The organism is Aquirhabdus parva (genome assembly GCF_003351745.1).
Taxonomy (GTDB): domain Bacteria; phylum Pseudomonadota; class Gammaproteobacteria; order Pseudomonadales; family Moraxellaceae; genus Aquirhabdus; species Aquirhabdus parva.
Map to the genome: position 1 here is coordinate 486660 of NZ_CP031222.1, position 25837 is coordinate 512496.

At 46.4% G+C, this 25837-nt stretch carries 24 protein-coding genes and 1 pseudogene; 9 read left to right on the forward strand and 16 right to left on the reverse strand.

Going from position 1 to position 25837, the window contains the following annotated elements; all coding sequences use genetic code 11:
• Positions 1 to 119: 119 nt before the first annotated feature.
• Positions 120 to 1112 (reverse strand): polyprenyl synthetase family protein, encoded by a 993-nt coding sequence (locus HYN46_RS02165; protein WP_114897898.1) that lies wholly within the window; start codon positions 1110 to 1112, stop codon positions 120 to 122.
• Between the two features lie 419 nt (positions 1113 to 1531).
• Between HYN46_RS02165 and rplU the strand changes: the two genes are divergently transcribed.
• Both rplU and rpmA read left to right on the forward strand, forming a co-directional pair.
• Entirely contained in the window at positions 1532 to 1849 is a 318-nt protein-coding gene (gene rplU, locus HYN46_RS02170) for a 50S ribosomal protein L21 (protein WP_114897899.1), read from the forward strand.
• A 73-nt stretch (positions 1850 to 1922) separates the two neighbouring features.
• The gene (gene rpmA / locus HYN46_RS02175) at positions 1923 to 2186 is read left to right on the forward strand and encodes a 50S ribosomal protein L27 (RefSeq protein ID WP_114897900.1); all 264 of its coding nucleotides are present in this window, start codon (positions 1923 to 1925) and stop codon (positions 2184 to 2186) included.
• A gap of 65 nt (positions 2187 to 2251) precedes the next feature.
• Here the strand turns inward: rpmA and HYN46_RS02180 are convergent, their stop codons facing one another.
• Genes HYN46_RS02180 through HYN46_RS02190 form a run of 3 tightly spaced genes read right to left on the reverse strand, consistent with a single transcriptional unit; the run spans position 2252 to position 4507 of the window.
• The gene (locus tag HYN46_RS02180) at positions 2252 to 2740 is read right to left on the reverse strand and encodes an OmpA family protein (protein WP_210009301.1); all 489 of its coding nucleotides are present in this window, start codon (positions 2738 to 2740) and stop codon (positions 2252 to 2254) included.
• A 55-nt stretch (positions 2741 to 2795) separates the two neighbouring features.
• Positions 2796 to 4040: a diguanylate cyclase domain-containing protein gene (locus HYN46_RS02185; RefSeq protein ID WP_114897902.1), complete on the reverse strand. Its 1245-nt coding sequence runs from the start codon at positions 4038 to 4040 to the stop codon at positions 2796 to 2798.
• Positions 4037 to 4507 (reverse strand): YfiR family protein, encoded by a 471-nt coding sequence (locus HYN46_RS02190; RefSeq protein WP_162818063.1) that lies wholly within the window; start codon positions 4505 to 4507, stop codon positions 4037 to 4039. The genes HYN46_RS02185 and HYN46_RS02190 overlap by 4 nt, the downstream gene beginning before the upstream one ends.
• Positions 4508 to 4942: 435 nt before the next feature.
• On the opposite strand from HYN46_RS02190, the gene lolA reads away from it, so the two are divergent.
• A complete protein-coding gene (gene lolA, locus HYN46_RS02195; RefSeq protein ID WP_114897904.1) occupies positions 4943 to 5662 on the forward strand; it encodes an outer membrane lipoprotein chaperone LolA in 720 nt (239 codons plus the stop codon).
• A 49-nt stretch (positions 5663 to 5711) separates the two neighbouring features.
• On the opposite strand, the gene HYN46_RS02200 is transcribed toward lolA, so the two are convergent.
• A complete protein-coding gene (locus HYN46_RS02200) occupies positions 5712 to 6482 on the reverse strand; it encodes an SDR family oxidoreductase (protein WP_114897905.1) in 771 nt (256 codons plus the stop codon).
• Positions 6483 to 6526: 44 nt separating this feature from the next.
• A complete protein-coding gene (locus HYN46_RS02205) occupies positions 6527 to 7834 on the reverse strand; it encodes a hemolysin family protein (protein WP_114900530.1) in 1308 nt (435 codons plus the stop codon).
• 287 nt (positions 7835 to 8121) lie between these two features.
• Here HYN46_RS02205 and HYN46_RS02210 point away from each other — a divergent pair, with 287 nt between their 5' ends.
• The 3 genes from HYN46_RS02210 (at position 8122) to cysG (ending at position 12490) form a co-directional block, all read left to right on the forward strand.
• Positions 8122 to 9567, forward strand: a complete 1446-nt coding sequence (locus tag HYN46_RS02210; RefSeq protein ID WP_114897906.1) for a DEAD/DEAH box helicase — start codon at positions 8122 to 8124, stop codon at positions 9565 to 9567.
• A gap of 170 nt (positions 9568 to 9737) precedes the next feature.
• Positions 9738 to 11009 (forward strand): serine--tRNA ligase, encoded by a 1272-nt coding sequence (gene serS / locus HYN46_RS02215; RefSeq protein WP_114897907.1) that lies wholly within the window; start codon positions 9738 to 9740, stop codon positions 11007 to 11009.
• Between the two features lie 95 nt (positions 11010 to 11104).
• Positions 11105 to 12490, forward strand: coding sequence for a siroheme synthase CysG (gene cysG, locus HYN46_RS02220; protein ID WP_114897908.1), 1386 nt, complete (start codon positions 11105 to 11107; stop codon positions 12488 to 12490).
• A gap of 57 nt (positions 12491 to 12547) precedes the next feature.
• Here cysG and HYN46_RS02225 read toward each other — a convergent pair whose 3' ends face one another.
• From HYN46_RS02225 to HYN46_RS02255, 5 genes are all read right to left on the reverse strand, one after another.
• Positions 12548 to 14332, reverse strand: a complete 1785-nt coding sequence (locus tag HYN46_RS02225; protein ID WP_114897909.1) for an OmpA family protein — start codon at positions 14330 to 14332, stop codon at positions 12548 to 12550.
• A gap of 333 nt (positions 14333 to 14665) precedes the next feature.
• A complete protein-coding gene (locus tag HYN46_RS02235; RefSeq protein ID WP_114897911.1) occupies positions 14666 to 15097 on the reverse strand; it encodes a ClpXP protease specificity-enhancing factor in 432 nt (143 codons plus the stop codon).
• Positions 15098 to 15193: 96 nt separating this feature from the next.
• On the reverse strand, positions 15194 to 15877 hold the full coding sequence (locus tag HYN46_RS02240; RefSeq protein ID WP_114897912.1) for a glutathione S-transferase N-terminal domain-containing protein: 684 nt from the start codon (positions 15875 to 15877) through the stop codon (positions 15194 to 15196).
• Between the two features lie 197 nt (positions 15878 to 16074).
• A complete protein-coding gene (locus HYN46_RS02245) occupies positions 16075 to 16998 on the reverse strand; it encodes a metal-dependent hydrolase (RefSeq protein ID WP_114897913.1) in 924 nt (307 codons plus the stop codon).
• Positions 16999 to 17316: 318 nt separating this feature from the next.
• The gene (locus HYN46_RS02255; RefSeq protein WP_407640767.1) at positions 17317 to 18282 is read right to left on the reverse strand and encodes an AraC family transcriptional regulator; all 966 of its coding nucleotides are present in this window, start codon (positions 18280 to 18282) and stop codon (positions 17317 to 17319) included.
• 186 nt (positions 18283 to 18468) lie between these two features.
• On the opposite strand from HYN46_RS02255, the gene HYN46_RS02260 reads away from it, so the two are divergent.
• Complete coding sequence (locus tag HYN46_RS02260; protein ID WP_114897916.1) at positions 18469 to 19947, forward strand: DUF2252 domain-containing protein; 1479 nt, start codon at positions 18469 to 18471, stop codon at positions 19945 to 19947.
• Between the two features lie 65 nt (positions 19948 to 20012).
• On the opposite strand, the gene HYN46_RS02265 is transcribed toward HYN46_RS02260, so the two are convergent.
• From HYN46_RS02265 to rplM, 5 genes are all read right to left on the reverse strand, one after another.
• Positions 20013 to 20747: a cytochrome c1 gene (locus tag HYN46_RS02265; protein WP_114897917.1), complete on the reverse strand. Its 735-nt coding sequence runs from the start codon at positions 20745 to 20747 to the stop codon at positions 20013 to 20015.
• Positions 20744 to 21970: a cytochrome b gene (locus HYN46_RS02270; protein ID WP_456061859.1), complete on the reverse strand. Its 1227-nt coding sequence runs from the start codon at positions 21968 to 21970 to the stop codon at positions 20744 to 20746. Before HYN46_RS02270 ends, HYN46_RS02265 begins: the two co-directional genes overlap by 4 nt.
• A gap of 32 nt (positions 21971 to 22002) precedes the next feature.
• Complete coding sequence (petA, locus tag HYN46_RS02275; protein ID WP_114897918.1) at positions 22003 to 22596, reverse strand: ubiquinol-cytochrome c reductase iron-sulfur subunit; 594 nt, start codon at positions 22594 to 22596, stop codon at positions 22003 to 22005.
• A gap of 260 nt (positions 22597 to 22856) precedes the next feature.
• Positions 22857 to 23249 carry a 30S ribosomal protein S9 gene (rpsI, locus tag HYN46_RS02280; RefSeq protein ID WP_114897919.1) on the reverse strand — a complete coding sequence of 131 codons (393 nt, stop codon included), beginning with the start codon at positions 23247 to 23249 and terminating at the stop codon, positions 22857 to 22859.
• 3 nt (positions 23250 to 23252) lie between these two features.
• The gene (rplM, locus tag HYN46_RS02285) at positions 23253 to 23681 is read right to left on the reverse strand and encodes a 50S ribosomal protein L13 (RefSeq protein WP_114897920.1); all 429 of its coding nucleotides are present in this window, start codon (positions 23679 to 23681) and stop codon (positions 23253 to 23255) included.
• Between the two features lie 219 nt (positions 23682 to 23900).
• Here rplM and pdxA point away from each other — a divergent pair, with 219 nt between their 5' ends.
• Positions 23901 to 24887 carry a 4-hydroxythreonine-4-phosphate dehydrogenase PdxA gene (gene pdxA, locus HYN46_RS02290; RefSeq protein WP_114900532.1) on the forward strand — a complete coding sequence of 329 codons (987 nt, stop codon included), beginning with the start codon at positions 23901 to 23903 and terminating at the stop codon, positions 24885 to 24887.
• A 108-nt stretch (positions 24888 to 24995) separates the two neighbouring features.
• Positions 24996 to 25817: pseudogene (gene rsmA, locus HYN46_RS02295) on the forward strand (16S rRNA (adenine(1518)-N(6)/adenine(1519)-N(6))-dimethyltransferase RsmA); the annotation flags it as partial.
• Positions 25818 to 25837: the final 20 nt, after the last annotated feature.

The following is a 25837-nucleotide window of genomic DNA, read 5'->3' on the forward strand; positions in this document are numbered from 1 at the left end:
AATCAAGTATTTGAATATATTTAAATTTTGTTGTTTGTTGAATAAGCTCTTGTTATTTTGTTACATTTTTTGAATACGGCATGCATGCTGTTTTTTTGACGATGCATGCCGTTAGGGACTTAATTCAGGCGTGACAACGCCAATTTTGCCAAGTTGATCAGAGATTCTTTATAGATTGAATCGGGGAGTGGCGCCAAAGCCGCAATAGCCAGCTCGGTTTCTTCCTTTGCACGGAACTGGCAATATTCTAGCCCGCCGCTGGTTTTCACCAAGTGCACAATTTTATCTAAATCGCTCAGGCCACCAGTTTGAATACTGCGGCGAATCATCTCGTTATCGCTGTTGTGCACCCGCTGCATGGTAGCAATCAATGGCAGTGTGGGTTTACCTTCAGCTAGGTCGTCACCGATATTTTTACCCAGTGTTGCAGCATCCGAGGTGTAATCCAAAATATCATCGATGATCTGGAACGCATTGCCGAAATGTTCACCATAGGCTTTTAACGGTGCTCGCAGATGTTCGGTATGGGCAAGTAGGGCTGCGCCTTCGGTTGCAATCATGAACAGTCGCGAGGTTTTGCCATAAATGATCTGTAAGTAGTCTGCCTCAGTCGAGTCGGGATTGTGCTGATGCTGTAATTGCAGGACTTCTCCTTCGGCAATTTCACAAGTGCCACTCGACATAATATGCAGCAGTTCTAAATCCTTTAAGCTCACCAACAAATCAAACGCACGAGCAATCAAGTAGTCGCCCACTAAAACGGCTGTTGCATTGGTCCATGTGGCATTGGCTGTTGGACGACCACGGCGCAATCCAGACTCATCAACGACATCGTCATGCACGAGCGTCGCGGTATGTAGCATTTCGATAATGGCAGCCAATTTCAAATTATGATTGCTGTGTTTCTCATCTTGTTGGCTTTCGTCAAAACCACAAGCACGGGCGGCCAGTAATGACATGAGAGGACGCATGCGTTTACCGCCTGCTTCCACGACATAACTACTGACTTGCAGCACCAATGGAACTTTGGAGTTGATTCCTGTTTTGATAAAATGATCCATTGCGGCGAAATCATCGGCGACAGGCTGTAAAATACTATTGAAGTCGGTCATATTTAACGCTGCTCATAGCTGCTCATTTAAAAGCACGCTTTAACGAATTTAATTTTAACTAAAAGCGAAAAGCCCATAGATCAAAAGGGGGCACCTTAAATAGATGCATAGATTTGGAAATTTCCAAACAGAATCACGTTTATAAACATCATGTCACTCCATGCTAACCGCGTCTTGTTGCAACTTCTAGTCTCAAGAATGCATTTTTTATGCTTATTCATCCAGCCCATCGCGTATTGAACAAATATTTTGCGTAATCTGGTGATAAAATGTGCAAAATATTGCTTGTCGTAGCTAAGTAAAATCTCTACAATGCGCGGTCTAATGATTTGTATGAATCAACCCAGTGACGCAGGTTTGAAGCCCGAAACATCTTTCGTATCGGCACCGCGAACACGGGTAATAGTTGAGTGTGTAATATGAGTGCATATGCAGTGATTCAAAGCGGTGGTAAACAGCACCGTGTAACCGTTGGTGAATACTTGAAAGTTGAACTGCTGAAAGCAGAAACTGGTGCAAGCATCACTGATAGTGAAGTATTGATGGTTGTGGATGGTGATAACATCCAAATCGGTGCGCCGACTGTTGCTGGTGCAAGCGTAACTTACGAAATCCTGAGCCATGGTCGCCATGATAAGATCCGTATCGTTAAGCATCGCCGTCGTAAGCATTACCACAAAGAACAAGGTCATCGTCAGTGGTTCACCGAAATCAAAATTACTGCAATTACTCTGTAATTCGTAAATTTGTTTCTGGTTTAATTGTTGATTTTGTTTTTAAACTTATTTTTCGCTTGAGGAGCTAAAACTCATGGCACATAAAAAAGCTGGTGGATCAACCCGTAACGGTCGCGATTCCAATCCTAAGATGCTTGGTGTGAAAATGTACGGCGGCCAAAAAATCGTCGCTGGCAACATCATTGTGCGTCAACGCGGTACTGAATTCCATGCTGGCGCAAACGTCGGTATGGGTCGCGATCACACTCTGTTTGCAACTGCTGATGGCATCCTCCGTTTTGCGGTTAAAGGTGCATTCGGTCGTCGCTACGTGATCGTCGATCCAGTTCAAGCATAATATTTAAATATTTGTTTGTATTGAAATAAAAAATCCGCCGAAAGGCGGATTTTTTTATATGTCGTTTATTGAGTTTTCACAATAATGGCAACGCGGCGATTCTCACTGCGTCCTTCTGGCGTTGCATTATCCGCAATAGGATTTGCTTCACCACGTCCAACGACCTGGATATCTTTGGCAGGGATACCGCCTTTAATTAATGGTTCGGCAACGGCTTGCGCCCGTTTGAGAGATAATTCTTGGTTATAGGCTGCTGCGCCAGTATTGTCCGTGTAGCCATTGACCAGTAAATGGGTGACATCGACTTTAGTCAGTTGCTGACCGACACCAGTAATGGTTTGAGCGGTTTCAGGTTTGATATCTGATTCATTGCTGTTGAAGAGAAGTTTTTCAGGCAAGCCTAGAGTCCAGCCTTCTTGTTGTAGAACAAAGCCCTGGCTTTTGAGGACGGCAACTTGCTTTCTTGAAAGACCATTGAGGTTTTGACACGCGGTGATCGAAAGTACGAGTGCAATACAACTGCCGATTTTTAGAAAACTCATATAACGTTTCAAAATAAACTCCTTGGATCGTGATTGCTTGAAAGAGAGCAAGTGGGTTTAGGGTATTTTAATCGGATAGATACCAGCTATTACTTGGCGATCGTTTGGCGTGATACATGGCCGCGTCGGCTTTTGCCAGTAACTGTTCCGGCGTTTGACAATCTTTTGATAGCGCAATCCCAATACTGAGATGAATAAACAAACGCTGTCCATTGGGTAAGTAAATGGGGTCGTTCAGGGTCTCAAGAATCGCCTCAGCCACAATGATGGCATTTTTTTCATCAACGATTTGCGGCAAGATTGCTGCGAATTCATCCCCACCTAAGCGCGCCAAAAAATCTTTTTGGCGTAAGCGAGATTGTAGGCGAACGCTGGTTTGGGTTAAAACAAAATCACCTGCAGCATGACCATAAGTATCATTAATTTCTTTAAAACGATCATTGTCAAAGAATAGCAAGGCAAGCTGTGAGCTGTCTTTGGCTTGATGAAACAATGACTCTAAGCGCGTTTCAAAGTAGCCCCGATTGGGTAGCCCAGTCAGACTGTCATGCTGCGCTTTATAGGTCAGCGTATCGTTTTCTTGTTTCAAGTTTTGATGCCAGAGTTCAATTTCGTCTAATAAACTATTGAAGTCTTGGCTGAGTTCGTCGAGTTCTTGAATTTTTGCCTTAGGGAGTCTGAGATTAAAGGCACGTTGTTCTCGGACTAGATTCGCTACTGTCGTCATTTTTTCAAAAGATTGAACAATATAGCCGTGCGTGCGATATGAAAAATAGCTGACAGAGATGAGTGTAATCACCAGACAAAGCACGAGTCCCAACAGGACCTGACTTAAAAATTTGGTAATGACTTTAGAGTTGCCTGAAACCCAGACGGTCCCTACGGTCTCATCGTCATGTTTAATCGCTTCCGATGTTGGATTCAAAAACATAAAGTGATTAAAGAGCTGATCCAGCGTATCAAAAGAGCCTTTTTTGGTGTTTTTGAGCTCGGCTAAAACCTGGCCATGGATGTCCTCGATTCGAATGGTAGAGAAGTCATCGCGATAGGCCAGTTGGTCAATCGTTTCTTGAATAGCGGGGCGATCATTAAACACGACTCCAGCTTCAACTCGGTAACTGACAGTGCTGGCGATCAATTGCAAATTTTTCTTGGCATAATTATCGAGTGCAAACAAGGACAATACAGATAGAGAAAAGCCGCAGATAAGCAATGCAATCAAAAGGACGACAAAGTGCGTACGCTTAAAGATGTGCTTTAACGTGGGTTGGGTCTGAGAGCCAATGATGGTGCTAAAAAATGTTCTTTTCATTGCGCCGCCTTTTTCTTGCGCCCCAGCAGCAAAACGTTTGGGTCGACGCGTACGCCGCTGCGTGTCAGTGAGTCAAGATTGACTGTAAAAGTAATGGGTGAGGTCTCTAAATTCAAACAAAAGCTACTGCCTACCTCGCAGTTTGGATTATTTTCACTGATGATGAGAATGGGCTTACTCTGTCGTGCTGCGATGACTTTTTGCTGGTCGTTAGGAGAAATATCTCCAAAATAAATCGCGTCACACTGGCTAGCGAGCGTATTGGCATCATAGTTTTGTTTAGAGACGACGATTTTATTCATAGTTTCTGATGCGTCGAGTTTCTCAAGTAAGCTTGAATGTTTTGTGGGCGTCACGATGCACAGATTAATCGGTGTAGGTGGCGGAACCCAGCGGGTATAGCTCATAATCCCAAGCACTGTGCGTTTGACTTCTTCATCTTTATTCGATGTTGTACCGTTGCCCATGTCCGTAGGCGCCGCATAGACTTCGGAAAAGCAGCACAACAATATGAATAGACAAATTTTTTTTAAAATTTGGTGAATCTGGTACGGCATTCTGTTTTCCAACATATCGTTTGGCCGATGTGTATATAAAGTCTGCATTACTATCGATCATCCTTGACGATATCACTTCTTTTTTAATTGCGCAGATTTCAATTACTGGCTCGTCATGATAAACGTTTTTGAGGTCTATGTATCATTCTCGTGACCTGTTTTACGATGTTGTTTTTAAGGATAGCTATATAGGTGATCGTGCAAGATTCATCCTTAATGTTTACCAAATCCAACCTTTCTGATATCACTCCACACAAAACAGCCCTAGAAAGCCACCGCAACAATCTGCAAAATAGCCCCATAGATAGAGGCGATTGAATTTACACATTTAAATTGGGGAAAAATATGCGTCACTTGCAACGTTCATTGGCGATTCTTCTGGCTTTTAATACCGCTGCGGTCTGGCCCGTTATTGCCAGTGCTGCGCCTGCAGCAGGACAAATGACGACTCAAGTGGCCGCCACTGAAGCGCAAGCAACGACATCATTGAATGCTTTGTTAAATAAGTTAGGCAGTTTACAAGCCAATTTTAGTCAAACCACAAAGGCAACCGCACCTTCTAAGCAGGTGGCTTCGTCTAAAGCTGGGCTCAAGTCGAGTCATCTGGGGCAAACGTTTAGTGGGGTGATGCAGGTGAAGCGTCAGGGATTGTTTCGCTGGGAGACTACAAGCCCGATGAAGCAATTGATCGTAACCAGTGGTAAAACCGTATGGATCTATGATCCTGACTTACAACAGGCCACGCGTCAGACTTTAGATGAGCAAATGAGCAATACACCGGCATTGTTACTGTCAGGCAATGCCGCACAGATTATGAAGTCCTATAAAGTGACGCAGCCGAATAATGCAATTCCATATTTTGTGCTCTACCCACGTGCGAAGGATGGGGTCTTTGAAAGTCTAGCCATTCGCTTTGAAGGCAATATCCCCACCCAGATGGTGCTTGCTGACTCTTTGGGGCAGCAGACCACAGTGGTATTTAGCGATGCGAAGTTGAATCCAGTCATTGCGAACAGTCAATTCCAGTTCGTACCCCCTAAAGGCGTCGATGTCATTGATCAGTAATGCTGACTTGCAAGAGCCCTTCTCGCAATGAGAAGGGCTTTAATCGTTCTTACTTGCCAACAAAACCATTGAGCCAATGATTCAAGCGGTCTGGTGCGAGGCCTGAGATGGCATAGAGTACTCGCGTTGATAAGCCGACTGGTGTATGGGTCGGTGTAAGTAATGAACGGGCGGTAGCCACGCGGACAATTGCAGCCGCTACATCTTGTGGGGTGAGGTGGACACCCAATTTACGGATACTTGCGGCATCCATATCAGTGACCATGGCTGTTTGCACAAACAGTGGCATCACATCGACTACACGAATGCCGTAAGTGCGCCACTCATTATCCAATCCTTCGGTTAAACCCCGTATCGCAAATTTGCTGGCAGAGTAAGTTGCAAGACTGGGCTGTCCATAAATTGCAGAGGCTGAAGAGACATTGACCACCCGAGAGTGAGGGGTTTGCTTTAAGTATTGCAATGCACTGTGGCAGCCGTTGACGACGCCTTGGACATTTACGTCAAAAATTTGTTTGTGCTGTTGAATACTAATGTTTTCAAAAGGGCCGGAATATAAAACCCCTGCATTATTGATCAATGCATCCAAGCGATTGGTTCGCCCAAAAAATATCGCTAAAGATTTCTCCCAGCCTTTCGCATCAGTGACATCGAGTTTTCCTGCCAAGGCATTTTCACTGCCAAATTCTAGTGCGAGTTTCTTCACCGCAGCTTCATCACGGTCGTAGAGGCCAACAAACCATCCGAGTTCTGCAAAAGCACGTGCAGTGGCTTGACCAATCCCTGCGCCTGCGCCCGTAATAAAAACCGCTTTTTTCATAAAAGGAACGTCCTTGTAGCGTGATGTTGAGTGAAAATTAATATTTATGACGTTTTCTTGGGTACGTTCGTCAGGCGAGTCACGAGCAACTGATCGATCTTATAGTTGTCAATATCGACAACTTCAAACTTGAATTCACCGAATTCAACAAAATCAGTGCGTTTCGGGATCTTGCGCAGCATATACATGATAAAACCAGCAATGGTTTCGTAGTTCTCTTCATCAGGAAATTCAGCAATGCCTAACGCATGTTTGACATCTTCAATCGGCGTTACACCATCGACTAACCAGGAGTTTTCATCGCGTTGTACCACCTGTTCTTCTTGATGCTGACTGACCAAATCGCCCATGACCGTGCTCATGACATCATTGAGCGTGATTACGCCGACAACCAGCGCATACTCATTAATCACTACGGCAAAGTCTTCGCGGGTGATTTTGAAACGTTCTAATAGCTCCGATAAGGTCAGAGAGTCAGGAATCATGAGCGCATTACGAATGGTTGCTTCATTGATCTGAGCAAGAGGTTGGTTGTTGATAATCCGGAGCAGGATATCTTTGGTATCCACATAGCCAACCACGCTATCGATGGTTTGATCACAGACCAGAAATTTTGAATGAGGATGTGCGGCAATTTTTTGTCTTAAACTTTCACCATTTTCTTTCAAGGTGAAGTAAACAATACTTTCGCGCGAGGTCATGGATGAGGGGACGGTGCGTGATTCCAGCTCAAAAACATTTTCAATCAAGTGCAGTTCTTGTTTTTGAATGGCCCCAGCTTGTGCCCCTGCATCCACCATGGCCGCGATATCGTCGTAGGTGATTTCATCATTGCGCACAGTAGAGATATTGAATAGTTTAAATAAACCATTGGCTAAGCCATTGATGCACCATATTAAAGGAGTACAGGCTTTGATAAAGAGCAATAACGGATTAACCAAGCGAATCGCCACTTGCTCGGGCGAAGTCATGGCAATACGTTTAGGCATCAAATCTGCGAACAGCACAAACATTGATGTCACAAACAGGAATGAGAGAATAAAGCTGATCGTTGGGAGCGCTTCACCGCGATAAAACTGGCCAATAAAGTATTCAATATACGGGGTAAATGCGGCTTCACCGATGATCCCCGCCAAGATGGCGATGGCATTCAGGCCGATTTGCACAGCGGCAAAGAAGTTCCCTGCTTGATCTTGCAGGGTCAGTACTTTTTGCGCATCAAGCTGACCTTCAGCATGCAGCATTTTCAGTTTGATTTTGCGTGCTGCAGCGATGGAGATTTCGGACATGGATAAGAAGGCACCAAAAATCACAAGGATGCCGATGACCAAAAAATTATTGAGCAAGCTCACGTTGATACCCTTTTTAATGGCTACAAATTGAATGCGTAGCTTATAAAATTTAAGTTGTGATGAATTACAGCTTAAATTTACAACAGGATGAAGATAAAGTAAAAATTGGATTGTGTCAGTGACAAAAAACAACATTCGCCATGTCATTCGACAGGCTTGACTATACTACGAACAATGCCTAAGCCGAAGCTGTTATAATGACGTTTATGTTGCGTATTGACATCGTGGAATACATCACAACACGACAGCTCAATTGCAACCACGCCTTGAATGATGAGCGGTATTTTATGTCTTTAGTGGTAAATGATTCTTTAGCAACATCTGCAACACAGCCCATTGATCCGGCGCAACCTGCGCAGAAAACATTTGCACAACTTGGTTTGTCCCCAGCAATCGTTCGTGCGCTTGAAGCGCAGGGTTATACCTCGCCAACCCCGATCCAGATAGAAGCCATTCCTGCAGTGATTGCGGGCCGTGATCTCTTGGCGGCTGCGCAAACGGGTACAGGAAAGACGGCGGGTTTTACGCTCCCTATTCTTGAATTGCTCTCCCGTATTGATTTTTCACGTGTACCGCATAAAGCCAAGATTCGCACGTTGATTCTTACCCCGACACGTGAACTGGCTTCGCAAGTGGAAGAAAGCGTTCGTGTTTATGGGCAACATATTGATGTCAAATCGACAGTGATTTTTGGTGGTGTGAATATCAATCCACAGAAAGAACGTTTGAATCGCCGTGTCGATATTCTGGTGGCGACGCCTGGGCGTCTACTTGATCATATTGGACAGAAAACCATTGATTTGTCTGGTGTTGATACGCTGGTGCTTGATGAGGCGGACCGTATGCTGGATATGGGCTTTATTCGTGATATTCGTCGAATTCTGCCGTTATTGCCTAAAGTCCGTCAGAACCTTTTATTCTCGGCAACGTTCTCCGCAGAGATTAAAACCTTAGCCGCAGGGATTTTGAATGATCCAGTCTATATTGAAGTCGCAAAGCAAAATGCGCCTGCGGAACTGGTCAGCCAAGTCGTTCATCCCGTTGACCGTGAGCGTAAACGTGCCTTGCTTGAGCATCTGATCACTACCAATCGTTGGGAACAAGTATTAGTCTTTGCTCGGACCAAACATGGTTCCAATCGCTTAGCTGAGCAGCTTGATAAAAGCGGTATCTCCGCCATGGCGATCCATGGCAATAAGAGTCAGGCCGCGCGTGAGCGTGCGCTCAGCGAGTTCAAAGCGGGCCGTTTGCAAGTGTTGGTCGCAACCGATATTGCAGCGCGTGGAATCGACATTGATCAACTTCCACACGTCGTAAACTATGAGCTTCCCAATACCCCTGAGGATTATGTGCATCGTATCGGTCGTACAGGGCGTGCAGGCAGTGAAGGTGAGGCCTGTTCGCTGGTGTGTATTGATGAGCTTGGCCTACTGGCCAATATTGAAAAACTGATGAAGCGCAAGCTTGAACAGCGTGTAATCAAAGGCTTTGAGGTCGACCCAAAAATCAAAGCGGAACCGCTGCGTAAACCGCAAGTACAACGCCCCCCACGTGACCATAAAAATGGCCCAAAAGGAAATCCGCGTAGTAATTTAAACGGTGGTGCAAAACCTGCAGGTGGTGGCGGTCAAAATCCTTATAGCAATCAACAGAAGCCACAAGGCGGCAAACCAAATGGCAATGCGCCAAGCAGCCGTCCACCGCGTCGTAAATCACCAGCTTCAGGGCACTGATTGTAGGATTGCGGTTGATGGCTGATTCGTGATGGCGTGGGATGGTTGGGATAAAAGTGATTGTATGTCGACCATCTACCCATCACGGATTAAACCCCTTACACTATCGTGTATAGATTTTACTTATTCCCTTTTTGGCCTTTGGCTTTGACGATATTACGGACTTTACGATGTTAGACCCTAAATTACTGCGCAATCAACTGGATGTCATCAACGCGGCTTTAAACAAACGGGGTGGCTTGCAACTTGATGCAGCACTCTGGGCATCGCTTGAGTCACGCCGTAAAGATTTGCAGGGACGCACTGAGACGTTACAAGCCGAGCGTAACAATGGGGCGAAACAAGTTGGTCAGATCAAAAAGGCGGGTGGTGATGCCTCAGAACTCATGGCGCGTATGCAAGCGGTTGGTGAGGAAGTAAAGGCTGTTGAAGCAGAGTTTGATGCGCTGCAACTGGAAATTGAAACCCATGCTTTGAGCATCCCGAATATGCCGGATGACTCTGTGCCTGTGGGTACTGATGAAAAAGACAATGTTGAAATTAGCAAGTGGGGTACACCGCGTCAATTTGATTTCCCAATCAAGGATCATAGCGATTTGGGCGAACAAATGGGTGGTTTGGATTTTGCCAAAGCCACAGAAATTACTGGTTCACGTTTTAGTGTACTCAAAGGGCCATTGGCGCGCCTGCAACGTGCGTTGGCTCAGTTTATGGTGGACTTCCATACTGAAAAACATGGCTATACCGAAGTTTATGTCCCTTTACTCGTGAATGCCGACAGTTTAAAAGGTACAGGTCAACTCCCTAAATTTGAAGAAGATTTATTTAAGTTGTCTGGTGAAAAACCTTATTATCTGATCCCTACCGCAGAAGTGCCTGTCACCAATTTAGTGCGTGATGAGATCATTGATGAAAAGACCCTCCCTTTAAAGTTTGTCGCGCATACACCGTGTTTCCGCAGTGAAGCGGGATCATATGGTCGTGATACACGTGGTCTGATTCGTCAGCATCAGTTTGAGAAAGTGGAACTGGTGCAGATTGTAAAACCTGAAGATTCACTACAGACGCTTGAGACACTGACTGGTCAAGCGGAAGCCATTTTACAAGCGCTTGAGCTGCCTTATCGCAAAGTGCTGCTCTGTGGTGGCGATATGGGTTTCTCAGCAGCAAAAACCTATGATCTTGAAGTCTGGTTACCGAGCCAAGACACGTACCGTGAAATTTCAAGCTGCTCTATGTTTGGCGACTTCCAAGCGCGCCGTATGAAGGCACGTTATAAAGCGGATAAGAAAACTGAGTTTGTGCATACCCTCAATGGCTCAGGTTTGGCAGTCGGTCGTACATTATTGGCGCTCATGGAAAACCATCAGCAAGCCGATGGCTCGATCAATGTTCCTGTTGCTTTGCGTCCATATGTCGGCGGACTTGAGTTCATTAAATAGTTTTAAAAGCCATACTATTTTTGATAAGAAAGCCCGCCGGATAAAGGCGGGACAAATAGCCAAAGGGCGATGCCTCATTAGCCGGATGAATTTGTATGGATGTATTACCCATAGCTCTCAAGCTGACTGGTCAACTGTGTTTGGTGGTTGGCGGGGGAGCTATTGCACGCCGCAAAGCGGATCTGCTGGTTCAAGCGGGTGCCATACTCCATGTCATTGCGCCGGACGTATTGCCTGAGCTTGTGCAACTCGCGCAGACCAGTGGTGGATTGGTGACTTTGGCAAGCTATTCTTCAGATCATGATTTGAAACCTTATCGCTTGGTGATCGCTGCTACGGATGACCCTGCAGTGAACAGCCAAGTTTTTGAAGAGAGTGAAGCGCTGAATATTTTGGTGAATTCGGTTGATGATCCACCGCATTGTCGTTTTATGATTCCTGCCATTATTGATCGTTCGCCGTTAGTGCTTTCCGTATCCAGCGGTGGGGCATCTCCTGTGCTTGCACGTCAATTGCGTAGCAAGATTGAGTCTCTGATTCCTGAGAAATTTGGCGAGCTTGCAAAGTTTTCTGGTGATTGGCGACCGCAGGTCAAAGCCGCAATCGTAAACCCAAATCAGCGACGCATATTTTGGGAAAACCTCTATGCCAGCACGATTGGTGAGCAGGTGCTGAATGGCTTACGCGCAGCAGCAGATGCCGCGATGCCTAAGGTTCTTGCCGATTGGCAAGCGAATGCACAGCAACAAGGCGAAGTCTATCTGGTTGGTGCGGGACCCGGTGATCCTGATCTATTGACCTTTAAAGCCTTAAGACTGATGCAGCAGGCCGATGTGGTGGTCTATGATCGTTTGGTGTCAGCACCGATCTTAGCGCTAGTTCGCCGGGATGCCGATCGTATTTATGTTGGCAAGGCTCGTGCTGATCATGCCGTGCCGCAAGAAGATATCAATCAACTGCTGGTGCGCTTGGCTAAAGAAGGCAAGCGGGTTTGTCGCTTGAAAGGTGGTGATCCCTTTATCTTTGGACGTGGTGGCGAAGAGATTGAAGAGCTGGTTGCTTCTAACGTTGCATTCCAAGTCGTTCCCGGAATTACTGCCGCGTCTGGCTGTAGTGCTTATGCGGGGATTCCACTCACTCATCGTGATTATGCACAGAGCGTGCGCTTCCTGACGGGTCATCTTAAAGAAGGTTCACCCGAGTTACCATGGGATGAGTTGGTATATGAGAATCAGACCTTGGTACTCTATATGGGGCTGGTTGGATTACGGAATATCTGTAAACAGCTAATCGCACATGGTTTACGTGAGGATATGCCTGTAGCTTTAATCAGCAAAGGAACAACCCCCGATCAGCAAGTAATTGTGGGCACGATCGCAACGATTGCAGATTTGATCGAAGGGCAGCATGTTCCTGCACCAACGCTGACGATCATCGGTGAAGTGGTGAAGCTACGGGATAAGTTGAAGTGGTTCGAGTGATTGTATGCATAAAAAAGGACTGCATAAGCAGTCCTTTTTTATGCAGATTCTGATCAATTACGATCCAGCACCGACCAGCGCAAAGCTAATGCGACGGTTTTGAAATTTACCTTGTTCGGTTGCATTGTCTGCGATTGGTTTGCTTGAGCCTAAACCTTTAGCAGTTAACGCAGAGCCATTAACACCTTTGCTGACGAGATAAGCCGCAACAGACTTAGCACGTTGCTCAGAGAGCGCAACGTTTGCTTTTTCGTCGCCTGTAGAGTCGGTATGACCTGTGATTTCAAGTTTGAGGCTTGGAATCGCTTTGATCAGCGTTGCGGCTTGATCGAGCACCGCTTTGTTTTCTGCAGGCAGAGTTGCACCACCCGTAGGGAAGTTGATCACTTGCAGATTTAACGCATGAATCACATCTTCTGCTTTTGCATCAGTGGCTTTGATTGATGATAGTGCATCAGTCGCTGCTTTAACGCTATTGCTGACTGCAGTCGCTGCATCCAGTGGTGCAGCGGCAGTTACGGTCACACCCGTACCAAATAGGGCTTTTAGACGGTCAATCAGTTTTGCAATTTCAGTTTGGTCTGGACCATTGACGACGACGTTGTCACCGCTCAATTCTAAGCTGGTATTCGGCGATGCTTTGATTGCACCCAATGCTTCGCTTAAACCGGCTAGGCCTGCAAATGACGTTGCATAAGTGCTGTCAATTTTCAGATCGCATTTTGCAGCTGGTCCAAATTGAGCTTGAACGGCTTCAATAAAATTCTTTTGCAGATCTGCGTTGCCAACAGTACCTTGGCAGTTCAGAAGCTCACCATGTGCACCGGTATGCAAGGAAAGTGTAGCTGGAGCTAATGTTGTTGGAGTCGTGCTAGCGGCTGGGGTCGTAGATGCCGCCACAGGTACGGTTTGTTGTTGGCATCCTTTCCAGAAGAGTAGACCCAAAATGATCAGGATAATCACAGCAACCCACGGGAGTGCGCGTAGGAAGAAAGAAGCTGGTTCTTTCACCGCTTGAGAGGCTGCTGTACCAACCTTGGCAACAGTATCACCCGCTGCCGCTGCAGTTTTATGAACCGCATCGCCCGCAAGATGAGCAGCAGATGCTGCGGCAGCGCCCGTTGCAGCCACAGCTGCGACAGTGGCCTCCGAGGTTTTCGCAGCAATATTTGAAGCGCCTTCAACGACACTTGTGGTGACTTCGCTGGCTTTATCCGCAACGCTGGATGCCGCTTCAGAAGCAGTATCCACAGCAGTCGAGGTGACCTCAGAGGCTTTTTGAGCCACTTCAGATGCCGTATCGGCAATTGCATCACCCGCTTGACGCAAGATGCTGCCGAGGCTGGCTACACTTTCTTTGACTGTATTGTATGCCGCAGCACCAATCAATGCCGGTAAACCTGCAGCAGCATAGATCCAATCAGGGAAATGACCTTGTAGGTGCTCTGCTTGACCATCCAGTAGTTCGCTCATGCCTTCTTTACCGAGGCTGGCGGTTTGCTCCAAGCTATGAATGGCTTTTAAGCTGCGATCTGCGACGAGGTTGAGTGCCTGTAGACTTGTCGCATCATCAAGACCGCCTAAGGACGTCAGTTCTTTGTGGGCTTCTGAAAAATCGGTGTCTTGCCAAAGTGCTGCAGTATCTTGTTTGTCTAAAATTTCGAGAACTTTGCTCGTTCCTTGAGTTTGATTCAGATTGACCAAACGTCCAACCACAAGAGCAAGCGCGGCGTTAATAAATCCTGTCGCCTTATCCATTCCAAGACCAAAATGCTGTGTTGTTTCGCTAACAAGTCCTGCACCCTGAGTTTCGCGTAAGTGCTGTAGCAAAGATAACGTCATTTTCAAATTCCTCTCTCTTTATTTATGCAAAGTTATGACAAACCATGATGGTAAACGTCTTGTTGTAGATCATCTTTGATGAATAATGGTTTGATAAGCTTGATCAGTTTCTCTCATCGCCAAGTGGCATAAATACCAACTTTTCATTGAGTTCGTGAGTCGCTCGTTTTTTTGATGTACTCCATTACAAGCATAAAAGACAAACTTGAATCCATGAATGAGTAAGGCATCAAAGGTAGCATGGCTGAATGACAAATTCATCACTGAAATCATCTATTACATAGATGAAATTCAGAAAAATTTACATCATTAAAACGTGCTGAAGAGGTGTGATCAGTCCAGAACACGCAAGCTTGGCTTTTTCGGTGCTTCTACTTCATCCGCAGAGCGCTCTTGGTCACTGGATAGCGCAGTATCATCTTCATGTTCGGCTGGATATTCGCTGGCATCAAAGAATAAGCCTTGACCATTCTCACGGGCATAGAGTCCCATGATGGCGCGAATCGGGACATAAACTTGTTGGGAAACCCCGCCAAATCGTGCGCTAAATCCGACGGAATCATTGTCCATTAGTAATTGTTGAACCGCATGTGGTGCGATATTCAGTACAATTTGACCGTCTTTGATATATTGCTGTGGGACAAATACACCATGTTCTTCCGCATTGATTAATAGATAAGGCGTTAGCGCATTGTCATTGATCCATTCATAGATCGCACGCACAAGGTAGGGGCGTGTTGGGGTGACAGTTATGGGTGTGTTCATGATGAACTCTCGCAGTTTATAGGTTCAACTCGACGTTAAGGCATTGCAGATAGGCTGAATTTTACAGCAATATTTGACCAACTTGTTAGATTGTTACTAATCTCGGTTTCTGGCGCGTTCTTGCGCGGTAAGCGAGCGAACAAATGCGGGGCGATCAAATAGACGTTGGCAATAGGTGAGCAGCGGTTTGGCCAAATTAGGTGTCAACTGTATCCCCATTTGTGGCAAACGCCATAGTACTGGAGCCAGCAAGCAATCACATAGGCCGAAGGTATCACTTAAGAAATACGGCTGATGTCCAAATAGTGGTGATAAGCTAATCAACGAATCAGTCAGGGCTTTTCTGGCTGCTGCTGCTTTCTTGACATCTAGCGATGAGGGGTCTGTCAGCAAAATATCTGCTGCGACGAGCCAATCGCGCTCAATCCGCCACGCATATTGTTTCACCAATGCCCGTGCGCTCGGAGAGTCGGGATGTAAGCGAGTCTGGCGATAGCGATCATCTAAGTATTCTAAGATGATACGACTTTCAAACAGGCGTAATTCGCGTTCAACCAAAGTGGGCAGTGTGTTATAGGGGTTTAGCGCAGCGAGGTCTTCAGGACGATCATCGGGATCGACGAGGATCAGGGTGTATTCGATGTCTTTTTCAGCCAATGCCAATCTAACACGATGGCTATGATGCGCGTCAGGATGCGCATATAAGAACAAGCCATTTTGTAGAGGAAGATTTGCTTGTGTTGATAAAGACGTGGTGTTGCCAGACGAAGCTGTAGACATGAATACATCGTGTTATTAGTTGATCTAAAAGTATAAAGCAGTTTGGGGATGATGCGAGCAGTTTTTGTAAAGTTCTTTTCAAGGATCAGAAAATCATAAAATAAAGAAAAGAATCATTTTTTAGAGTTTTATGAGGGTATCGATTTATAGTAAAGCCCCAATGCAAATTGTTTTGGTATGCATTGGGGCCTGATCATTTAATACGTCTTGATGGCTTGCACTGCTGGAGATTTTGCAAAGTAATCGAGCGCTTGCTGGGTATTCCCTTCATCAATCGGATTAAATTTTGGAGAAATCCAACGAATTGTTGCAAGCGTCAGGAAGCTTAACTTAGGCACATTCTCTGTTTTACGCCCAACGGTTTCCAGTTTAAGCACTAGGCGTAATAGAGATTGTTTACCGAGTTTGAGACTTTCTGCATCAGTATCTTGACGTGCAAGATTGCGCCCAGTCGATGCCAAGAAGTAGAGGAATAGCGGGAATACGGCCGCCATTAGCGCTTGTCGACTCACATAAAACCCGAGTTGGTTTTGGCAGAGATGCTCGTATAAATCAAATGCAACGGTACGATGCTCGACTTCTTCTGCGAGATGCCAGCGAAATAGATCAGCAACGACAGGATCAGCAAGATCCCATGAGGTATTATCCAATGACCACTGACCCAGAACGCCAGTGAAGTGTTCAATGGTTGCAATGATACCTACACGTAAGATGAGCCAGGGTTTTTCAAGGGATTTGAGTTTCAGCGCCGATATTCCTAAAGGGGCATCTCCTAATAGCTCCTCGAAGAGCCAGTTGACACGGCCTAGTACTTCATCTGTATTCATGCCATGCGCATGAAGAAAGTCTTGGGCACTTGCGTGAGCACGCGCATGAATGGCCTCTTGGCGGATAAAACCCTGCACATCAGAACGTAGAATGGGGTCGGTTACATAGGGTAGGGCTTTATTAAAAATGCGGCAGAACCAGAACTCACCAGCAGGCAGCAGTAAATTAACCCCATTGATCGCATGCGACGCGAAGGCATCGTTTGGAATCCAATGCAGTGGTGAATTGGATAGATCAAATTCGACACGACGTGCTTTTAATGGATGATGATTTGGGTGAACGGCTGCATTCATTTCATGAACCTCAACATAGTGAGCCGATCAGTCGGGAATACCTTTCATATAGTTAATTCTGAAAACAGATTAACGATGTCGAACTTAGTATCCAAAGTGATCAAGGCTATCCATAATTTATCTTTGACAAAGGCGATGAGTTTTAGTCTGGCTGGCTCAAAACAACCGAGGTTTAGGCGCAGAGATTTGATGGAGTTCTTGGATAAAGAAGCATCGGATTAACAATTAATGATCAGTATAGAGCAGTGTTTCTCAAAAATAATTGATCGTAGCGACAAATTACACATGGCTCCGTAGTCAATGCTCACATTACGTCAGTCAATGCTTACCTTCAGGTTGCTTACGTGCGCGGTAGCTCATCGGGGTTTCACCCGTCCAACGTTTAAATGCCCGGATAAATGCAGAAGGTTCTGAAAATCCTGTTTGATAAACGATTTGATCTAAAGGGGCTTGAGTCTGGGCCAATAGCTGCTGTGCTAAACGTTTACGGTAATTCGCTACAACGTCATTAAAGTGGGTTCCGATATGGGCTAGATCTGCACGCAAAGTGCGTGGATTTTTATTCAGTAGGGTTGCAACACTTTCCAGCGTGACCTCTCCAAGTTCCAGTAAACCAGCTAACTCACCTTCAATTTTATGAACCAATTCACGACGATCCAAATCGGATATACGTTGCAGTGCCAGGTTTTCATGTACAGTCAAGAGTTGCGGTTCAGCTGCTGGTGAGGGGCGTTCTAGAAACTTTGCATCAAAGCGAATGATGCCCTCATCCGCCCCAAGATGCACTGGGCAGCGGTAGATACGTTCATAGTCTATAGCAGATGCGCCTTTTTCGTAGATGAAGCAGATTTCTTGAGCCTGAAATTTCGAGTCAGTAACGTGCCATAGAAACGTGATCAATGCCGCAACTGCGCATTCTAAGTAGTGTCTGACTGGATGCTCAAAGCCATAGAGAATCGCGCTATCTCCTTCAATTCTAAACTTAATATGCAGTGCATCCGTGAGAAGACGATGGTAACGAAGCGTGCGCTCCAGCCCCTCACCAAAGGTAGGGCTGCTCAAGAAAAGATATTCGATGACTTGACCCCGAAAAGCGGGCATCGCTCCACCGATATGCAGTCCGATATCGGGATCTCCGCTGACTTTTTCAGCAGCTGCCCAAAATTGCCCTTGAGGTGAGTTGATTTGACGCACGTTGGGGTCTGGTGGCGAATCCGGCATACCTACACTGGCAAAGATTGCCGCGCAGTCTAGCCCAGCTTGCTTCATTGCATGGTACGTCATCCACAGAAAGATTCCAGAATCTGTGGCTGGTAACTTGTTTTGAGGCATAGCGAAAGAAATCTCAGATGGGGGACAAGGCAATAGATTGCTGAATTAATGTTTTACATACAAATTTCTATATTGCCAAGACCCTATTATCAGTTAGTTTACAGCTAATATGCCAATCAACTGAATCTGGAGAGTTTTATGGTGACACCAACCCGTGTGAGTCAGCATAAACTGCAGCAGGAAAGCGCAATTGATTTCAATGCTGTTGAAAAAGATTTTCCGCATATTTTGGATCTGACCGCACATAGTCCTTTGGGAAAACTATTGGACCGGGAAGCGAATCTTGCGCTGGGTCGTGCTCAGCGGAAACAAGTATCACGGCAGGTTTTAACCGAGATTTCCCAACGCCCCCGAAATTTTAATTTATTGTCCGTGTATCGCGCTTCAAATGTAGGGCGATTACCCGCACTGTTGCCAGTACGTGCCAGACGCATGTCAATTTCGCCATTCACGTTTTTTCGTGGCTTACCGCTGGCGATGGCGATGGATCTGGGACGAGAGCCCCATAGTGGTTTGTTTTTACAGATATGTGGTGATTGTCACCTGCTTAATTTCGGTGGTTTTGCGAGTCCTGAACGACATTTACTGTTTGGGATTAATGACTTTGATGAAACTATTGTGGGTCCTTTTGAGTGGGACCTCAAACGTCTTGCCACCAGTTTTGTGATAGCGGCGCGCGAGATATCTTTGTCAGCAGACGAGGCACAGCAGGCCGTGCGTATCGTCATGGAGTCTTATCGCGACTATCTACAACAGATGACCAATTTCTCCCCACTTGAAGTCTGGTATCAAAGCGTCGATGCTAAAGATGTACTCGCAGCGACGGAAAGTCGAAAAACGCGTAAGATTCGTGCGACCAAAATGACTGAAGCACGCCACAATACCAGTAAAGCCGTTGTACCCAAATGGACTGAACTGAATGGGGAAGGTAAGAGAAAATTCATTGACGAACCGCCCCTAATTTTTCATCCCAAAGAGGGAGATCCCTTTGCAGCAGGTGTGCGTCCTTTTTTTGAACGCTATCGAGAGAGCTTGCCTGAAGATCGACAAACGTTATTTGATCGTTATCGCCTAACCGATATCGCTATTAAAGTAGTCGGGGTAGGGAGTGTGGGAACGCGCTGTGCCGTTGCTATGTTTGAAAGTGCGGATTCTGAAAAAAATGGCACTGAGCCATTAATTCTACAAATGAAAGAGGCGCGTCGATCGGTGTTGGCAGATTTTGTGCCTGTGCATTATGCCAATCAAGGTGCCAGGGTGGTGCATGGACAACATATGATGCAAGCGGCCAGTGACATTTTCTTGGGCTGGGCAACTAGTGGGCGGGTCAAAACCAATTATTATGTGCGTCAATTGCGTGATATGAAGATGTCGATTGATATCGAAGAGATGGATGGTACTTATCTCATGGAATATGCCAAAAGCTGTGGTATGGCGCTTGCACATGCCCATGGCAAAGCCGGCAATCCTGCCGTGATCACGGGCTATTTAGGAAAGAGTGATCGCTTCATTCAAACCATGCAACGCTATGCCGTAGCCTATGCTGATCGTAATGAAGCGGACTACGCCGTGTTTATGAAGGCCGTTGTTGCGGGAAAAATTAAGCGTTCGGATTAAAGGGGATTCGCGCGTTGCTGATTGGTAAGAGCTGTATATGCGTACAGCTCTTTTTTGCAAAAAAGTTATTTTACATCCTTCCAATATTCTTTATTCAGTAGATACACAGGAATTAAAAACAGCAGTAAGAATCCGATGACAAACAAGCCATAAATCTTGCGTATGTGTTGTTTGGGTTCTGAGGCATAGTTTAAGAAATTCACCAGATCGCCCACTTGAGCTGCGAATGCTTTATCCCCGAGCTGCTGATGCAGACCTGCCAGTACATTGGGCATCGCGACATCTTTGATCACTTTATTATTAAAGCCCAATGGCCGCTTATTATCGGGATAGAAACTGAGTAAATAGGTGTAGATCCAGTCTGGGCCATGCGAACGTGCTTCCAAGCTTAAATCCGGTGGAGCGACACCAAAGGCTTTTTTTTGCATTTCTGCATCGGTCTTCGCATCGATTCCGTCGTAAATCTTAGAATTGGTCAGTGCCATATATGTTTTGATCTGCTCTGGGGAGAGTGCCAGATCCGCCGCCATGCGTTCATAGCGTAGATATTTCAAAGAATGGCAGCTTACACATGTGGTCATAAATAGCTCTGCACCGCGTTTGAGTGAGGCTTGATTCGTGATATCAATGGGTGCCGCCTGACATGCATAGTCATGATGGATCAACTGCCCGGGATGTGCAGGATCAGGTGTTGTGAATGTGCCACAATTTTCGGCATATGCGGCACGGCCTGTCATAAGGAGTACACTGCAAAGCGTAAGAGCAGGAAGAAATAGATACTTAGTGATGCTGATCTTCATTTTCGACCTCCTGTAACGCGATCTGGAGGCAATCGGTAGGTTTCCGCTCCGGTATAAAAAGGCATAAGTAGAAAGTATAGAAAATACAAAAGAGTAAAGAGCTGGGCAAGTAACTGATTATTGATAAAGGGAATAATCGGATGATCAGCGGGTGTCATACCCAGAATGCCTAGAACGAGAAAGCTAACAACAAAGATACCCAGTGCAATCCGTGACAGTCGCCCTTTGTAGCGCATCGACTTCACGGGTGATCGGTCCAGAATGGGCAACAAGAACGGAATGGCGACTGCACCAGCCAAAGCAATGACGCCGCCCAGTTGATCGGGGATTGCCCTCAAAATGGCGTAGAAAGGGGTGAAATACCAGACCGGGGCAATATGAACCGGCGTTTTTAATGGGTTAGCCGGTTCAAAGTTTGCGGACTCTAAGAAGTAGCCTCCACCTGTGGGGAAGAAGAACACGATGCCGAAGAAGAGGATTAAGAAGACCACGACGCCGACCAGATCGTGCACGGTGTAGTAGGGGTGAAAAGGGATACCGTCTAGTGGGATGCCTTTTTTATCTTTGAGCTTTTTGATGTCGATGCCGTCAGGATTGTTCGAACCGACATGATGCAGCGCGATGATGTGCATCACTAATAAAATCAATAACAAAAGGGGAAGAGCAACGACATGCAATGCAAAAAAACGATTGAGGGTAATGCCTGAAATGGTGAAATCACCGCGTACCCAAGTCGATAGTGAGTCACCGACCCCCGGCACAGCCGCGGGCAGATTCAGAATGACTTGCGCGCCCCAATAGGACATATTGCCCCAAGGCAGCAGATAGCCAAAGAAACCTTCTGCCATCAAGCAGACAAATAAGCCCATGCCAATGAACCAAACCAGTTCACGTGGTTTTTGATAAGAACCATACAGCAATCCGCGAAACATATGCAGATAGACCGCGATAAACAGCATGGATGCCCCAGTTGAGTGCATATAGCGAATCAACCAACCGGCATCAACATCGCGCATGATGTATTCAATGGAATCAAATGCGCCGCCGCTGCTTGGGTTGTACATCATGGTCAACCAAATGCCAGTGACGAGCTGATTCACCAGCATCATCATTGAGAGCACGCCGAAGATATACCAAATATTGAGATTCTTTGGCACATAGTACTGTGACATGTGTTTTTTATAGGTTGATGTGAGCGGGAAGCGGGCATCAATCCATGACAAGATTTTTTTACTGATTTCAGTCAAGGCAGTCATCATGCATCCTCGCCAATGGTCAGGATATTGCCTACCAATTTATGTTTGGGAATTTCCATATTGCGAGGAGCAGGTACATCCTGAAAAACACGACCCGCTAAATCATATTTAGAGCCATGGCAGGCACAGAAAAAACCACCAACCCAGTCGGTACTTAGCTCTGGGACGCCAATTTCAGGTCGGTAGTTTGGGGCGCAGCCTAAGTGGGTACAGACGGCAACCATGACCAGGATATGTGGGTCACGAGAACGATACTCGTTTTTAGCATAATCTGGTTGCTTGGATTCAGTAGATTCTGGATCACGTAATATTGGGTCATTGATGGAGAGGTTATACAGCATATCATCCGTGCGGCGGACGACATAAATGGGTTTCTTTTGCCACTCGATCACGATCATCTGCCCTGCTTCAAGAGCGCTGATATCTTGCGAGACGGGTGCACTATCTGCGCGGGCTCGAGCACTGGGGTTCCATGATTCAACAAAAGGGGTTAACGCCGCAACGACACCGACCGCGCCCATGGCAGCAGTGGTTCCAATGAGCATGCGACGCCGACTGACATTGACGATCTCGGCTTCAGAATCGCGACTCATAAAACACTCCTACAGGACATTATTGCTTAACCTTTACTGCAGAAGAATTGCAGCAAAATAGATTATGCAAAAATCGGGCAGATTTCATGCATATATATGAATCTCAATGTTAAGTATAAATGATCAGGAAAGCTATGCTTGTCGTGGTGTGATCTGAGGGAGGGTATGTTTGATTATATCCGCCTTTAAAAACAACAAACCCCGAACAATGTCGGGGTTTGTATAACCAAAACGATAATCGAACTCTTGTCGAGAAAGAATTAACGTTTTGAGTATTGAGGACGTTTACGCGCTTTGCGTAGACCGATTTTCTTACGTTCAACTTCACGCGCATCACGGGTAACAAAACCAGCTTGACGCAGTGCAGTTTTCAGCGTTTCGTCAGATGCATACAGTGCACGAGTGATCCCGTGACGAATTGCACCCGCTTGACCGCTCATGCCGCCGCCTTTTACGGTGACGAAAATGTCGTATTTTGCGATGCCATCAACCAACTCAAGTGGTTGACGAACGATCATACGTGAAGTTTCACGTGCAAAATATTGATCGAGCGTTTTGTTGTTGATGGTCAACGCGCCTGAACCTGGAGACAGGAACACACGAGCGGTAGCGGTCTTGCGGCGACCAGTGCCGTAATTACGTTGTGTAGTCATGGCTTACAGTTCCAGAACTTGTGGTTGTTGTGCTTCATGCGGATGTGTTGCACCTGCATATAGCTTCAGTTTGGTGATCATGGCAAAGCCAAGAGGACCTTTTGGAAGCATGCCTTTGATAGCACGATGAAGAACATCAGTAGGCTTATGAGCGATCAACTTGGTGAAGTTGGTTTCTTTCAAGCCGCCTGGGAATTCACTGTGGCGATAGTACATTTTGTCCTGAGCTTTTTTGCCAGTAACTTGTACTTTGTCCGCATTGATAACGATGATGTAATCACCTGTATCGACGTGCGGTGTGTAGCTAGGTTTGTGCTTGCCGCGCAGACGACTCGCGATTTCAGTCGCGATGCGACCGAGGGTTTTGCCGTTTGCGTCGACGACAAACCAGTCGCGTGTGACGTTTTCTGGCTTTGCGCTGATAGTTTTCATTGCATGAATGCCTTTATAAGGTGTGTGTGAGAGTTTACGGGGCTCTCAAAACAGACCGCGAATTATAGGGAACTATTGGCGACTTGACAACCAATTTTATGATGAATTGGCGATTTCTTTTGTAGGAAAGTGGCCTTTGCTTCGATTTATTGTGTGGCAACAGGCGTTATAATGCCAATATTCAATGTTTATTGTGATGGGTGCAAAATGAGTTCGCCGATTTTACCGCTTTACCTCACCACAGGCGAGCCAGCAGGGATTGGGATTGACATCACCTTGGCGCTCGCAGCACTTCCCTTCGGGCAGCGCATTGATCGCCCACTCGTCGTACTTGCTGATCCCGCTCTGATGCTGCGTCGAGCACGGAAGTTAGGTTTAGACGTGAACTTGATTGATTATATGGGGCAGGAGATCCCTGCACCGATAGGCAGTCTGTATATCCGCCCCGTACCGTTACGCGTATCAGTCGTGGATGGTCAGCTAAATCCTTTAAATGCGCCTTACGTGTTAGAGCAGCTTTCGGTTGCTGCCGATGCCTGTCTGCATGGGCGAGCCGCAGGTGTCGTGACGGCCCCCGTACAGAAGTCAGTCATCAATGAAGCAGGTATCGCGTTTAGTGGTCATACTGAATATTTTCAGGAAAGAGCGGGTGTCGCGAAAGTGGTTATGATGCTGGCGACGCGGACATTGCGGGTCGCACTCGCAACGACGCATTTGCCCCTTCGGGCGGTGCCGGATGCCATTACACCTGCACTACTCACTCAGATTTTGACGATTTTGATTCATGACTTGCGTACAAAATTTGCGATTGCTCAGCCGAAGATACTGGTGTGCGGACTCAATCCTCATGCGGGTGAAGGCGGCTATTTAGGTCGCGAAGAAATTGAGGTGATTGAGCCTGTGCTTGCCGAATTCCGCGCGCAAGGTATTGATGTCGGGCATGCGTTGCCTGCGGACACCTTATTTACCCCACGCTTATTAAAGGATGCAGATGCCGTATTGGCGATGTATCACGACCAAGGTTTACCCGTACTTAAGGCACTTGGTTTTGGTGAGGCGGTCAATATTACGCTCGGTCTACCGTTTATCCGAACCTCAGTTGATCATGGCACTGCGCTTGATCTGGCTGGTACGGGTCGAGCCGAGGCGGGGAGTTTGGTTGTAGCGGTGCAGTTGGCGAATGAGCTGGCGAATGCTCACCTCTAGAAAGTAGTTATAAACAGTCAAAACTTGTTTAACCGAATAGCCCCCCATTTTCTTTCCTAGTTCTATAGAATACGCACTTGGTTAAATTTATAAGTCTTGAGAAATCCTATGTCCGAAACTGATGCTTTTGATAGCGATGCCTTGCTCTTCGCTGAACCTGAGTTAAAAGGTCATAAAGCACGGAAGCGTTTTGGGCAGAATTTTTTGCACGACCAACGGGTGATTGGACGCATTGTGCAGGCCGTTGCGCCGCGCTTGGGGGATAATCTGATTGAGATTGGACCGGGTATGGGCGCATTGACTGCTCCGCTATTGGCCGCCTCTGAGCACCTAACTGTCCTTGAGCTTGACCGCGACCTTGCGGCAACACTGCCCGCTCGGATGGGTCATCCACAGCATTTGACTATTGTCGAAGGGGATGCGCTACGCTTCGATTTTGCCAATATCATTAAGCTGGATCAGCCACTACGTGTGGTTGGTAATCTACCTTATAACATCTCGACGCCTCTACTTTTTCATCTGATTCGCTATGGCGCATTGGTAAAAGACATGCATTTTATGCTGCAAAAAGAAGTGGTTGATCGTATTGTGGCAGAACCAACCAGTAAGGATTTTGGGCGTTTATCGGTAATGATTCAGTATTATTGCAAGCCGACCTTTTTATTTGAAGTGCCGCCGGGCGCATTTAATCCACCGCCTAAGGTCACCAGTGCGGTATTTCGTCTAGAGCCTTATGCCGTTAAGCCCATTCAAGCCCGCAATGAAAAGATACTGGCAGCGTTGGTGTCACAAGTCTTTAATCAACGGCGTAAAACCTTGCGCAATACCTTGAAGGGCCAAGTGGATGAGGCCGGTTTTGCCCAATTAGGCATTAGCCCAATGGCACGCCCTGAAACCTTGAGTATTTTTGATTTTGTAGCTTTGGCTGATTATGTCGATGAGCATGGTAC